At 64.2% G+C, this 12,827-nt stretch carries 11 protein-coding genes; 3 read left to right on the top strand and 8 right to left on the bottom strand.

Going from position 1 to position 12,827, the window contains the following annotated elements; all coding sequences use genetic code 11:
- The first annotated feature begins 114 nt into the window (after positions 1–114).
- The 3 genes from dsbD to dsbG are packed head-to-tail and all read left to right on the top strand — an operon-like array spanning position 115 to position 3,481.
- The gene (dsbD, locus tag U873_RS0105430; protein ID WP_025127270.1) at positions 115–1,875 is read left to right on the top strand and encodes a protein-disulfide reductase DsbD; all 1,761 of its coding nucleotides are present in this window, start codon (positions 115–117) and stop codon (positions 1,873–1,875) included.
- The gene (locus tag U873_RS0105425; protein ID WP_025127269.1) at positions 1,875–2,738 is read left to right on the top strand and encodes a TlpA disulfide reductase family protein; all 864 of its coding nucleotides are present in this window, start codon (positions 1,875–1,877) and stop codon (positions 2,736–2,738) included. The genes dsbD and U873_RS0105425 overlap by 1 nt, the downstream gene beginning before the upstream one ends.
- Complete coding sequence (gene dsbG, locus U873_RS0105420; RefSeq protein ID WP_025127268.1) at positions 2,714–3,481, top strand: thiol:disulfide interchange protein DsbG; 768 nt, start codon at positions 2,714–2,716, stop codon at positions 3,479–3,481. Before U873_RS0105425 ends, dsbG begins: the two co-directional genes overlap by 25 nt.
- Before the next feature lie 467 nt (positions 3,482–3,948).
- Here the strand turns inward: dsbG and U873_RS0105415 are convergent, their stop codons facing one another.
- From U873_RS0105415 to U873_RS35040, 8 genes are all read right to left on the bottom strand, one after another.
- Entirely contained in the window at positions 3,949–4,761 is an 813-nt protein-coding gene (locus tag U873_RS0105415; RefSeq protein ID WP_025127267.1) for an alpha/beta fold hydrolase, read from the bottom strand.
- A gap of 105 nt (positions 4,762–4,866) precedes the next feature.
- Positions 4,867–5,223 (bottom strand): DUF6124 family protein, encoded by a 357-nt coding sequence (locus U873_RS0105410; protein WP_025127266.1) that lies wholly within the window; start codon positions 5,221–5,223, stop codon positions 4,867–4,869.
- A 612-nt stretch (positions 5,224–5,835) separates the two neighbouring features.
- The gene (locus U873_RS0105405; RefSeq protein ID WP_025127265.1) at positions 5,836–8,277 is read right to left on the bottom strand and encodes a TonB-dependent siderophore receptor; all 2,442 of its coding nucleotides are present in this window, start codon (positions 8,275–8,277) and stop codon (positions 5,836–5,838) included.
- A gap of 90 nt (positions 8,278–8,367) precedes the next feature.
- Complete coding sequence (locus U873_RS0105400) at positions 8,368–9,327, bottom strand: FecR domain-containing protein (protein WP_025127264.1); 960 nt, start codon at positions 9,325–9,327, stop codon at positions 8,368–8,370.
- Entirely contained in the window at positions 9,324–9,830 is a 507-nt protein-coding gene (locus U873_RS0105395; protein ID WP_025127263.1) for a sigma-70 family RNA polymerase sigma factor, read from the bottom strand. Before U873_RS0105395 ends, U873_RS0105400 begins: the two co-directional genes overlap by 4 nt.
- Before the next feature lie 113 nt (positions 9,831–9,943).
- Positions 9,944–10,993 carry a hypothetical protein gene (locus U873_RS0105390; RefSeq protein ID WP_025127262.1) on the bottom strand — a complete coding sequence of 350 codons (1,050 nt, stop codon included), beginning with the start codon at positions 10,991–10,993 and terminating at the stop codon, positions 9,944–9,946.
- Positions 10,994–11,197: 204 nt separating this feature from the next.
- Positions 11,198–12,232, bottom strand: a complete 1,035-nt coding sequence (locus U873_RS0105385; protein ID WP_025127261.1) for a hypothetical protein — start codon at positions 12,230–12,232, stop codon at positions 11,198–11,200.
- Between the two features lie 90 nt (positions 12,233–12,322).
- Entirely contained in the window at positions 12,323–12,661 is a 339-nt protein-coding gene (locus U873_RS35040; protein ID WP_081818611.1) for a hypothetical protein, read from the bottom strand.
- Positions 12,662–12,827: the final 166 nt, after the last annotated feature.

Raw genomic sequence — 12,827 nt, 5'->3', positions numbered from 1 at the left:
GATTAAGCGGACATTATGCCTGCCGCTCACTGGCCACAAGCCAAGTAGGGTTAATCATCGGTTAATCAGGACCCGCCATTGTGCTCGTCACTTGCACCGGTTTAAGGCTTGGCCATGCGTCGATTGTTCATTGTTCTGTTCATGCTGTTCACCACCCTGGCGCACGCCGGCAACAACCCGTTCGAGGTCAAGCCCGACTTCCTGCCGGTGGGCAAGGCCTTTGCCTTCACCTCCGAGCGCCTGCCTTCGGGGGAAACCCAGCTGTTCTGGCAGATCGCCGACGGCTATTACCTGTACCAGAAGCGCCTGAAGTTCGATGGCGTGCCCCCCGAACTGCAACCCACCCTGCCGGCCGGTGAAGACCACAGCGACGAGTTCTTCGGCCAGCAGACGGTGTATCGCCAGGGCCTGGAAGTGAAGCTGCCGGCGGCCGCCAGCGGCAAGATCAAGCTCGGCTGGCAGGGCTGCGCCGACGCCGGTCTGTGCTACCCGCCGCAAACCCTGGAAGTGGACTTGGGCGGCGCGCCGGCAATCGCGGCCAGCGCCGCCGGCAATGCCGCAGCCACCAGCACGGGCTCGGCCCAGGACCAGTTGCTGGCCAATGACCTGCAACAGAAATCCTGGGGCCTGGGCCTGCTGGCCTTCTTCGGCTTCGGCCTGCTGCTGGCCTTCGCCCCCTGCTCCCTGCCCATGCTGCCGATCCTCGCCGGCATGGTGGTGGGCAGCGGCGCCGGCCCGCGCCGTGGTTTCGCCCTGGCCTCAAGCTATGTGCTGTGCATGGCCCTGGTGTATGCCGGCATGGGGGTAATCGCCGCCCTGCTGGGCAGCAACCTGCAGGCCTGGCTGCAACAGCCCTGGGTGCTGGGCAGCTTCGCCGCGCTGTTCGTGCTGCTGTCGCTGCCGATGTTCGGCTTCTTCGAACTGCAAATGCCGGCCCTGCTGCGCGACCGCCTGGAAGGCGCCAGCCGCCAGCGCCAGGGCGGCAGCCTGATTGGCTGCGGGGCCCTCGGCGCCCTGTCCGCCTTGCTGGTGGGCCCGTGCATGACCGCGCCCCTGGCCGGCGGCCTGCTGTACATCGCCCAAACCGGCAATGCCCTGTTCGGCGGCCTGGCGCTGTTCGCCCTGGGCCTGGGCATCGGCCTGCCGCTGCTGTTGCTGGTGACGGTGGGCAACCGCTTCCTGCCCAAGCCCGGGCCGTGGATGAACCTGCTCAAGGGGGTGTTCGGCTTCCTGTTCCTCGGCACCGCCATCTACATGCTGCGCCCGGTACTGAGCGCCGGCCAGTGGATGGGTTTGTGGGGTGCCCTGACCCTGGCACTGGCCTACTGCACCTGGCAACAACGGGTAATTACCGGCCGCTTCCTGCACCTGTTCGGTGCCAGCGCACTGCTGTTCGGCGTCTGGGGCAGCATGCTGCTGCTGGGCGCTGCCGGGGGCAGCGACGACCCTTCGCGACCACTCAAGGTCTACACGGGTGGCGCAGTGGCCAGTAACGTCACGGCCCATGATGCCTTTACCACCGTGAAGTCCCCCGCCGACCTGCAAAGCGCCCTGGACAGCGCCCAGGCCCAGGGCCAGTGGGTGCTGCTGGACTACTACGCCGACTGGTGCGTGTCCTGCAAGATCATGGAGAAAACCGTGTTCGGCCAGCCCCAGGTCCTGGAGGCCCTGCAGAATGTGCGCCTGCTGCGCCTGGATGTAACCCTGGACAACGCCGACGGCCGCGAGCTCCTGAGCCGCTACCAAGTGCCGGGGCCACCGAGCATGCTGTGGATCGGCCCCGACGGCAGCGAGCGCCGTAGCCAGCGCATCACCGGCGAAGTGGATGCCAACGTCTTCCTGCAACGCTGGAACCAGACCCGGGAAGCCCGTTGATGCTGACCTTTACCATCGGCACCTTTGCCATCGCCCTCAACCACCTGTTGCTGATCAGTGCCCTGGCCCTGGCCACCCTGGTGGGTTGGCGTGTGGCCAAGCGCGGCGGTGACAACCCCGAGTCGGTGCTGTTCATGCTGTTCCTGCTGGGCATGCTCGCCGCCCGGGTCAGCTTCGTCCTCGCCTACTGGAAGCACTACCAGCACGACCCATGGATGATCATCGACCTGCGCGACGGCGGCTTCCTGGCCTGGCCGGGGGTGATCCTGATGCTCCTGGCAGCCCTGGCCTGGGGCTGGAAGCGCCCGTCCCTGCGCCGCCCGCTGGGCGCCGGGGTGGCCAGCGGCCTGGCCTTCTGGCTGCTGGCGACCCTGTCCCTGACCCTCTACGACCAGGGCACCCGTCTGCCGGAAGTGGCCCTGCGCAACGCCGCCGGCGACACCGTGCAACTCACCGACTACCAGGGCGGCCCCCTGGTGATCAACCTCTGGGCCACCTGGTGCCCACCGTGCCGGCGCGAAATGCCGGTGCTGGAAAGAGCCCAGCAACAGCGCCCGGACCTGACCTTCCTGTTCGTCAACCAAGCCGAAAGCATGCAGAGCGTCAGCACCTTTCTGGCCACCCAGGACCTGAACCTGAACAACGTGCTGTTCGACGGCAGTGGCCGCCTGGGCAAGGCCGTGGGCTCCATGGCCCTGCCGACTACGCTGTTCTACAGCGCCGACGGCCGCCTGCTGGGCAGCCATCTCGGCGAATTGTCCGAGGCCAGCCTGGCCCGAGCCCTGGAAAGTTTCGACGGCATCCACCCGACTCCGGTCGCCCCCTCAAGGAAACCGCCATGCCCTTCATCCGCCATCTGCTGAGCCTGTCCCTGGGCGCGGCGTTACTCAACGCCCCGCTGCTGCAGGCCGAGGAACTGCCCGCGCCGATCCGCAAGATCGAAGAGAAAGGCGCCAAGATCATCGGCAGCTTCGACGCCCCCGACGGCCTCAAGGGCTACGCCGCGCAGTACCAGAACCGCGGCATGACCCTGTACCTGACGCCAGACGGCAAGCACGTGCTGCTGGGCAACCTGTACGACGCCGACGGCAAGGACCTGAGCGCCGAACCGCTGCAGAAGCTGGTGTACGCGCCCATGGCCAAGGAAGTCTGGGGCAACCTGGACAAGAGCAACTGGATTGCCGACGGCAAGGCCGATGCTCCGCGCATCGTCTACCTGTTCAGCGACCCCAACTGCCCCTACTGCAACATGTTCTGGCAACAGGCGCGGCCCTGGGTCAAGGCCGGCAAAGTGCAGCTGCGGCACATCATGGTGGGCATCATCCGCGAAGACAGCCCGGGCAAATCCGCCGCCCTGCTGGCCGCCAAGGACCCGCAGAAAGCCCTGGAAGATCATGAAAAGGCCGGCAAGGGCAGCGCCTTGAAGCCCCTGGCCAGCATTCCCGCGGCGGTGCAGGCCAAGCTCGACGCCAACATGAAATTGATGGAAGAGCTGGAGCTGTCGGCGACCCCGGCGATCTTCTACCTCGACGACAAGGGCGAGTTGCAACAGCAGCAAGGCGCCCCGGCCCCGGGCAAACTGACCCAGATCCTCGGCCCGAAATAACCCCCCCTGTAGGAGCCGGCTTGCCGGCGAAGACGCTCTTGCGACAAGCGCCTGGCTTGCGGGCCCCTTCGCTGGCAAGCCAGCTCCTACAACAGCAGGTGAACCCCTCGCCCGTCCTGTAGGAGCCGGCTTGCCGGCGAAGACGTTCTTGCGACGAGCACCTGGCTTACGGGCCCCTTCGCTGGCAAGCCAGCTCCTACAACAGCAGGTGAACCCCTCGCCATTCCTGTAGGAGCCGGCTTGCCGGCGACAGCGTTTTTGCGACGAGCACCTGGCTTACGGGCCCCTTCGCTGGCAAGCCAGCTCCTACGACAGCAGGTAAACACCTCGCCATTCCTGTAGGAGCCGGCTTGCCGGCGAAAGCGTTCTTGCGACGAGCACCTGGCTCGCGGGCGCCTTCGCTGGCAAGCCAGCTCCTACAAAGCCAGCCTCTACAACGCCGGTTCATGCGGTGCAGGGATCAGGCATCAGCCATTGCGCTGTAAAAACGCCAACAAGGCCCGGGTCACGAATTCCGGATTCTCCAAGCTGGAAATATGCCCGGCCTCGGGCACCAGTTGGTAAGGGCAGCCGATGCGTTCGGCCATCTCGATGGTTTCCGCCGGCGGCCGCGGCTTATCCTGGTCGCCGCACAGCAGCAAGGTGTTGCGTGCATCCAAATGCGCCAACTGATCCAGTACGTCCGCCCGGCTGAAGGTGATGCGCCCCATGGGAATCACGCTCTGGCGCAGACGCTCGGCCGGCAGTGCCGCGAGGCTGGCGCGAAAATCCTGGAACAACGCGGACTGCCGATCGATGCCCGGGCGAAAGAAGATCGGCACCACGATATCCAGTAGCGGCTCGGCAATCAGGCCGCTGTCTTCGATCTGCTGGAACAGCGAGAAATAGTACTGCCGGGTCGGCTCCGGCTCGGCGCCCAGGTAGGTGTCCATCAGCACCAGGCCATCGATCCGCTGCGGCGCCGCCAGGGCCAGGCGCGCGCCCCACATGCCGCCCACCGACAGGCCCACCAGGGTTACCCGCTCGATCTGCAAGTGATCGAGCAAGGCCAGCATCTGCCGCGCTACATCATCCAGCGACGCAGTGCCATCAGGCAGCGCCCCTGACTGGCCATGCCCCCACAAGTCCACGGCAATCACTCGATACCGGGCCGACAACGCTTCGATCTGCGGCGCCCACATGCCGGTGTCCCACAGATAACTGCCAGCCAGGAGCACCACCGGGCCCTGGCCCTGGTCGAGGTAGTGCAGCGTTTGTCCGTCGAGGGTTGCGAAAGGCATCGAGTGTCTCCTGAGGAAAACGAAAAAGGTCCGACAGACTGTGCCGCTAAAACGGTTCAGTCAATCGGACCCGACCGACAAAAACGTATCAGGAAATGCCCGGACTCAAGGCTCGCGCGGGCCGTCGAGCAAGGCCTCGACCACCGCCCGGGCCATCTCCACCGAATGCACCATGGACCAGATCAGCCCGCGCTCGATACCGCTGCCCTGCTGGGTGGTTTCATCGCAGACCTCCTCGGCGCATTTGAGCAGCAGCGCCACATGCACCAGGGCTTCTTCGGCGTTGATGCCGGGGCGCACGCTGAACAGGGAGTCGGGGGAGACAGGGTTGGCTTGGGTGTTGCGCTGGAACAGAGCCGGATCGACCGGTTGCTGGGCCAAGGTCACGCGCAGGGTGGCGTTGGCGGCTTTCAGTTCAGGGTCGCGATAGGAAGTGGGTGGATCAGGGACGATCTTTTTCATGGTCAAACTCCTTACAGATAAAAGGAGCCGACACCGTTCGCTTGCACACGAATAGGGTGGCAGCCGTACGCAGGTGTGCAAGACCGAGTCTGCAAGGACACCCGGCAGATCCGAAGATCTCCCGCGCACGGCCGCCATAACGCAGCGGACATGAAACGCCCAGGTATAGCTGAGCATTTTTGCGCACTTGCAGAATTCGGACTTGCACATCCGAGCCATCGATTTTGCGATAGCTCCAGCACCCTAGCCCGCCCACCAGGCGCATTCAAGCGGCCCGCAGTGTCTCGGATTATCCTTACGAAAGAAAGCGAAACGCCCCACCTTCAGAAGCTTATCCACGACATCCGGATCACTGCCATCGCTGTTGCCGGAGCCTGGGGCCAACGTCAGAAACAGCTCAGGCGGCCCGCTCTTGACTGATGCCTGCCAAGGGCAGGTTTGTGCCGCCGGCGCAGGCCCGCCGCCCCAGTCATGCTCCGCCCAGCTCATGGCTTACGCCGGCGAGCAGGCAGGCCTGAGGCTGAGGCGTGGTTGCCATGGAGGCGGCTGCACCACCCAGCGGGAGCAAGCTCCCTCGCCACAAAAAAACATTTCAAGGGCTGCCGCCCGGCGTTACCAGTCGTAGCTCATTTCCACCGCAGCCACCCGCTCCTGGCCGTAATAGCAGCCGAAGTTGTAGTTGCAGTCCGAGACGTATTCCCGGTCAAACAGGTTCTGCACGTTGAGGCTGCTTTTCAGCCCGCGCAGGCTCGGGTCGAGCTTGCCCAGGTCGTAGCTGACCGTGGTGTCGTACACCACATAGGCCGGCGTGGTGAAGCTGTTGCCCGAGTCCCCCGGCTTCTTGCCGGTGTAGCGCGCACCTACGCCGAAGGTCAGGCCGTTGAGCGCCGCCTGGGTGAAGTGGTAGTCGACCCAGGCACTGGCCGAGACCGGGGCCTGGGCTTCGCTACGGTTGCCTTTCTCGGCGTAGTTGCTCTTGGTGTAGAACGAGTCGATGTAGGTGGCCGCCGCCATCAGGTCGATATTCTCCAGGCTGGACTTGATCTCCAGTTCAACCCCGCGCGAGCGCACTTCGCCTTCCTGGATCTGGTACTCGAGATTGGCCAGGTCGCCGGTCAGCACATTCTTCTGCTTGATCTGGTACACCGAGGCGGTCATCAGGGTCTTGTCGAAGGGCTGGTATTTCACCCCCACTTCATACTGCTCGCCCTCGGTGGGCTTGAAGGGTTTGCCACCGCGCTCCGGGGCGCTGGTGCCGACGGTCGGCAGGAAGGACTGGGAGTAGCTGACATAGGGCGCCAGGCCAAAATCGGTGAGGTAGGTCAAGCCCACGCGGCCGGTGAACTTGTGGTCGCGCTGTTCAACGATGCTGCGCGCCAGCAGGTCCTTGTTTTCCACTTCGGCCCAGTCCTGGCGGCCACCGATGGTCAGTATCCATTGCTCGAGCTTGATCTGGTCCTGGGCGTAGAGGCCGGTCTGGCTGACGGTGTTGTCCCAGCGGGTGGTCAGGTCGGGGGTGACGCTACTGGTGGCGTAGTTGTTCTTGCCGTACAGGTCTACCGGCAAGACCCCGTAGGCGTTGTAGCCGGTGTACTTGCGATTGAAACGCCGATAGTCCACGCCCGCCAGGGTGGTGTGCTCAAGGGCGCCGGTGTTGAAGCGGTACTCCAGGTTGTTGTCCAGGGTGTAGGCGGTGTTGTGCTGTTGCCAATCGAGCTTGGTGCGGGTGGCCCGAGTGTAGTCGGTAGCGCCGCCAGCATCGCTGACGAAGCCGCGCAGGTAGAAGCCCGTGTAGCGGTCGCGCACGTCGATGTAGCGCGCCGTGGAACGGAACTTCAGGTCGTCGTTCAGGGCCTGGCTCAACTCGTAGCCGAGGATGTACTGGTCGCGCTGGTAATCGTTGTAGTGCGAATCGCCGTTGAAGAAATCCCGGTCGATCTTGCGCCCGTCGGGGCCGCGTTCGAGGGTGCCGATCTTTGGCAGGGCCTGGTAGTCGGCCAGGCCGTCGTCGCGCTGGATCTGCGCGAACAGCGTCAGGCGGGTGGCGTCGCTCGGGCTCCAGGTCAGGCTCGGCGCCAGCAGGGTGCGCTGGCTGTTGGTGTGGGCCACCTGCTCGTTGCCCTTCTTCGCCACGCCGATCAGGCGGTAGGAGAACTCCCCCTGATCATCCAGCGGGCCACTGCTGTCCAGGGCGCCATTGACCCGGTTGTAGCTGCCCAGGCCGAACTTGACCTGATGTTGCGGCGCGCTGCTGGGGCGCTTGGACACCAGGTTGACCAGGCCACCGGGCTGGTTCTGCCCATAGAGCACCGACGACGGGCCTTTGAGCACTTCGATGCGCTCCAGGGTGTAGGGATCGATCTGCGGCGCCCCGCCCAGGCTGCCGGCATAGGGCAGGTAGGCGCCGTCCAGGTACAGCGGGGTCGGGGCGAAACCGCGGCTGGTGATCTCGTCGGCAATGGTGTTGCGGTCGGTGTAGCCGTTGACACTCAGCCCCGGGGTGTAGCGCAGCACCTGGGTCAGATTGCGCGCTCCCTGAGTCTGCACCTGATCGGCGGTGACCACGTTGATGGTCTGGGGAATCTCCAGGATCGGCGTGTCGGTCTTGGTCGCAGTGGCGCTGCGGGTGGCCACGTAACCGTCCACCGGGCCCCAGGCCTGCTCCTGGTTCTGGCCCTGGATATGGGTCGGCTGCAGCTGCAGCGCCGACCCCGTGGGCAACGGGTAGAGGCTCCAGGTGCCGCTGGGGGTGATACTCAGGCCCAGACCGCTGCCCGCCAGGGCCTGCTGCACGGCTTGCTCGGGGGTCAGTTGCCCGCTGACCCGGCTGGAACGCTTGCCGCTGAGCAGCTGCGGAGCCACCGATAGCACCCGACCGCTGTCCCGGGCGATGCGGCTCAAGGTCTCGCCCAGGTCACCGGCAGGCAGATCGAACGCTCGCATGGCCTGGGCCTGCTGAGGGTCGACCGCGGCTTGGGCAACAGCGGGCAGAGTGGCGTAACTCAGAACGACAGCCATCGCCAGCAAGCTGGGACGGAACATAATCTGGGACATGGAAAGGGCTCGTTATTAGGTTGGCTTTCCATAACCAGGACACGGGAAAAGCCCAACCCCCTCAGCGTGCCGGTTTTTTTTTGAAAAAAATCAGCGCAGCTCGATGCGGGTCAGCCAGAAGCCATAGCGGGTCACCTGGATCGGCAGGGTTTCACCCAGAGCCAGCAGCACCTGATCGCTGTCATCCAGGGGGAACACCCCATAAACCCGGACCCGCGCCGCTTCCGGGCTGATGCGCAACAGGCCGCTGCGGTAGGGCCGCAGCAGTTCGATCAATTCGCCCAAAGGCTCGTTGCGCACATCGATGCGGCCGTCGAGCCAGTCCACCCGGGTGCGCAGCGACGGCGCCTGGCGCTCGATGCCTTGCCCGTTGAACGCAAAGGCCTCGCCGGCCTCGACCCGCTGCTGGCGACCCTGGCGAGTGGTCAGCAATACGCTGTGCTGTTGCACCGAAACCAGGCTGCCGAGGTCGTTGCGGCTGACCATGAAACGGGTGCCCAGGGCCTGCACCTGCCCGCCGTCGCTGTCGACGATAAACGGCCGCGCCGGGTCGACGGCGACCTCGACCTGCACCGTGCCTTCACGCAGGACAATGCGCCGCTGCCCGGCATCGAAACGGATGTCCACGGCGCTGCGGGCATTCAAGTGGATGCGGCTGCCATCGGCCAGGGTCATGGACTTGCGCTGGCCGGTGGCGGTATCCAGATCGGCCAGCACCTGGCCCAAGGGCAACACGCGGTTGACCAACCCGGCAGCACCGCCCCCCAGCACCAGTAACGCCAGGCCACCACCCAGCACCTTGCGCCGCCCTGGCGAGGGCAGCGAACGCAAGGCTCGGCTGGCCGCCTGCACCTGCTCGGCGCTCTGCAGTTGCTGCAAGGGCTGGCTGAGCACGGCGTTGACCCGCTGCCAGGCAGCGGCGTGTTCGCCGCTCTGCGCCAGCCAGCGGGCAAAGGCCTGCTGCACGGCATCACCCGGCGTGCTGGATTCCAGTTTCAGCAGCCAGTCCACAGCGGCACGATTGGCCTGATCAATGGCGATACGGCTCATGCGGCGCACTCGCTCAGGCAATGCAAAAAGGCCCGTCGCAGGTCGCGCTCAACGGTCGCCAGGGAAACCCCCAGGCGCTCGGCAATCTGCGGCTGCGACAGGCCCTCAAGGCGATGCAGGATAAACCCGTGGCGCACCCGTTGCGGCAAACCTTCAAGCAGTCGGTCGATCAACTCCAGCGCTTCGCGCACCAGCGCCAGTTCCTCTTCGGAGGGGATGAAGGCCTGCGGCATCCGGGCCAGCTCCAGCAGGTACTGCTGCTCCAGGGCGCGGCGCCGAAACAGGTTGCTCAACAAGCGCCTGGCCACGGTGGCGAGAAACGCCCGCGGCTCGTCGAGATCGGCCAGTTGGCCGGCAGTCAACGTGCGCACGAAGGTGTCCTGGGTCAGGTCCGCAGCGTCCTGCGGGCACTGCAATCGGCGATACAGCCAGGCCCGCAACCAGCGGTAATTCTCGCTATATAGATTGGCGACTATGGCTTTGGTGTCTACGGGACTGTGCATCGAGACCGGCGCGCTAATGGTAATTGTTATCATTATCCAGTTTGCCGGTCACGGAAATCAACGTTCGCTGCAGCAAAACTCCAAGTTGCCACGGCAAACCCAGAGGGTGGCGCTCAGTAGTACTCCGCCGGCCCCTCGCGTTCGAGGAGCTCCTCCAGATCGCTGAGGTCACCGCGCTCCTTGAGAATGCCGCTGACCTGATCGATCCACACTTGCTCCGAAGCAATCCCCGCCCAGGACTGGCTGCCAAAGCCGTGATACGGCCGGTCATCGAAGGTGCTGATCAGCAGCTGGTTGAAGCGCCCGGTGTCCAGGTTCTTGCGCTGGATCTGCACTTGCAGCGCCCCCATGACCTTCTGTTGCTCCTCCGGGTTGAGGCGATAGCGGCGCAACCGTGGCGAGCTGAGGGCCAGGAACTGCGGCGGCAGGTTTTCATCGATGGCCGCCTGCAGGCGGTAATGACCATCGAGAATCAGGTAGCAGCTCAGGCCGCTGACGTACCACAGTAGAACCGGCGGCAAGCTGCCTTCGCGGGCTTTCTTGCGCCACCACTTCAAGCGACCGGAATGCGGGTCTACGCCATGCAGGCCGACCACCGCGCCACCGTACTCCCCCAGCTCGACCCAGCGCGCCGCGCCGGGCTGCTGGTTGTCGAGGATGTTGCGGCCATGGATCGCCCATTGCGGCATACGGCTCAGGGCATCTTCGCCGCCCTTGAAGTACCAGGCGTCAACGCCTTTGAGCAGGGGTCGCAGCGGCTTCTGGGACTGCGGACGCAGCGCCCGCACCAGCCAGTAACCGGGGTAGAAGAAATCCGCTTGGTGCTGCATCAGCTGCTGGACGAAGAAGCGGCTCCAGGCCTTGAGGCGCAGGGCCGGATCTAGGCGCGCATGCTGTTCCACCAGGGGCGAGTCGATAGGGCCCACCAGGGTTTGCGGCAGTTGCTGCAGCAGGTCATTGCGCACCAGCCACACACCATAGAGGCAGCGCGACATGGTGCCCCAGAGCAGGGTCTGGTCCCCCAGCACCAGTTGCATGCGCTCATTGTTGCCACTGAGCAGGCGCAGGTTCGGCTTGCCGCTGGCCGGACCTTTGACGTCCACCCCCAGGCCGTTCCAGTGGCCGGCCAAATCCTCGATATCACGCCAGAAAATCTGATCCACGATTGTCCCTAATCCAGCAACTGCCCTGCGGCGAACGGGCGCGACTATAACAAAAACACCCAAGCCTCTTGCACCCGCCAACCCAGCAGCGCCCCGAAGCGCCTCTTGCAGGGACCATGACTGGGGGGCTGCCGGCAGCTTCCCTCCTGCAGCCCCCTCAGCGCGACGCCGGGCACCTTGTGGCCAGCGAATGGGCTCGACGGGTTAGCCGTGCCGGGCGATCACCGCGTCCAGTTCGGCTTCCAGCCCCTGCCCGGCCAGGCAGCGGCGAACCTCCTCGCACCACAGCGACTCCGGATCATTGCTGGCCCAGGCATAAGTCACGCTGAGCAGCTCGGGGCGATCGTCATAGGCCTGGATCAGCACCTGGTTCAGGTGCTCGGTGCTGATGACTTTGTTGCGCGGCACCGCGTCGCCACGCTTGCGCAGCGAATCCAGCACCCGTTCCTGATGCTTGGGGCACGGTGTGACTGCGCGCTCGCGGGTGGCGCTGAGGACGATAAACAAGGGCGCGAGGTTCTCAGCGATGGCCGCCTGCAAGCGGTAGTGACCGTCGATGATCACATAGGAATCCAGGCCACGGATGTACCACAGCAGGATCGGCGGCAGGCTGTCTTCGCGGGCCTTCTTGCGCCACCACTTCAAGCGGCCGGCCAGCGGATCGACGCGGTGCAGGCCGATCAGCTTGCCGCCATGCCACCAGTCAATCCACTCCAGGGTCTGCAATTGCAGATTGTCGGGGACGTCCCTGCCGTACAGGTTCCAGCCGGGCAAATGGCTCAGAGGGTCGTTGTGCGAAGTGAAGCGCCACTTGTCCAGGCCGCGCGTGCGAGTCGACGGCTCCGGCAGCAGGCCCTGGGCCAGCCAGTGGCCGGGGGTGAGAAAATGGCTGGCGCTTGCGCTGAGGCGAGAAACGAAATAGCGGCTCCAGGCCTTGATCCGCTGCTCTGGCGCCAGTACGGCGTGCTGTTCGACAGTGGGCGAATCGATGGGGGCGAGCAGCCGGCACTCGGCGCCCTCCGACAGCGGATTGCGCACCAGCCAGGCGCCGCCGTAGTCGCGGGCCGAGGTGGCCCAGAACAGCGGCGTGTCGTGGTGCATCAGTTTGATCCGGGCATTGGCGCCGGTGCGCAGGTACAGCGGCGGTTTGTCCGTGGCGCCCGGTTCGACCTCGACGCCGAGGCCACTCCAGTTGCCCAGGGTGTCTTCGATGTCGTGCCAGTAAAGCTGCTCTGCCATGGTTCCGGTCCTTGAACTGTCTGAAACGACAAAGCCCGACAGGGCTGCTGTCGGGCAATGCGCGGCGGACTATTTCAAACTGAAGGTTTTTTAGCCATTGGCCCCATTCATGGTTGCAGTAACCGCAGCAGCCCATGCGTCACGGCCAAATAGTACAAATCGAGACTCTATACCCTGCTTTGTAAAAACAGATAAAGAGTTGGGGAAAATGGGGATAAGACCTAAAAATCTAGTCCATGCCGGTTGCAATGACTGGATGTTTGAAATTTCAATCTCGTTAGGAGCGCTTTGGAAGTTAATTTTATGCGCGACAAATAGCAGACGCTGGTTCGTCAGAAAAAGCCTTCCGCCCACCGTCTCAATATTTCTTTGAAGGTTAGCCGGCCCTTCTTTGATGATTTTTTCGCCGCCTCGCAACTCTGCTTTCATCCGATGCATCCCTGTTATTTTTTCTTCATGCTCAGTCCAATCCATAAGGGCAAACAAAAACCCTTGGCGTAATACTGCCTTTCTATTTCACCCCCTGTATAGGCTTCCTGTAGAGAGCGCTCGGTTATGCAGCGGCCGTAAAGCCTGAATGCGCGACCTTCCTGAA

It is taken from the genome of Pseudomonas sp. PH1b (assembly GCF_000633395.1).
Taxonomy (GTDB): domain Bacteria; phylum Pseudomonadota; class Gammaproteobacteria; order Pseudomonadales; family Pseudomonadaceae; genus Aquipseudomonas.
The sequence above is the reverse complement of the archived record's forward strand: the minus strand, read 5'-3'. Positions and strand labels throughout refer to the sequence as shown.

Excerpts from the sequence above, each read along its gene's own strand:
- U873_RS0105395 (WP_025127263.1), bottom strand. The coding sequence starts at position 9,830 with ATGCACAGTCCCGTAGACACCAAAGCCATAGTCGCCAATCTATATAGC.
- U873_RS0105415 (WP_025127267.1), bottom strand. The coding sequence starts at position 4,761 with ATGCCTTTCGCAACCCTCGACGGACAAACGCTGCACTACCTCGACCAG.
- U873_RS0105410 (WP_025127266.1), bottom strand. The coding sequence starts at position 5,223 with ATGAAAAAGATCGTCCCTGATCCACCCACTTCCTATCGCGACCCTGAA.
- dsbG (WP_025127268.1), top strand. The coding sequence starts at position 2,714 with ATGCCCTTCATCCGCCATCTGCTGAGCCTGTCCCTGGGCGCGGCGTTA.
- U873_RS0105385 (WP_025127261.1), bottom strand. The coding sequence starts at position 12,232 with ATGGCAGAGCAGCTTTACTGGCACGACATCGAAGACACCCTGGGCAAC.
- U873_RS0105405 (WP_025127265.1), bottom strand. The coding sequence starts at position 8,277 with ATGTCCCAGATTATGTTCCGTCCCAGCTTGCTGGCGATGGCTGTCGTT.
- U873_RS0105400 (WP_025127264.1), bottom strand. The coding sequence starts at position 9,327 with ATGAGCCGTATCGCCATTGATCAGGCCAATCGTGCCGCTGTGGACTGG.
- U873_RS0105425 (WP_025127269.1), top strand. The coding sequence starts at position 1,875 with ATGCTGACCTTTACCATCGGCACCTTTGCCATCGCCCTCAACCACCTG.
- dsbD (WP_025127270.1), top strand. The coding sequence starts at position 115 with ATGCGTCGATTGTTCATTGTTCTGTTCATGCTGTTCACCACCCTGGCG.
- U873_RS35040 (WP_081818611.1), bottom strand. The coding sequence starts at position 12,661 with ATGAAAGCAGAGTTGCGAGGCGGCGAAAAAATCATCAAAGAAGGGCCG.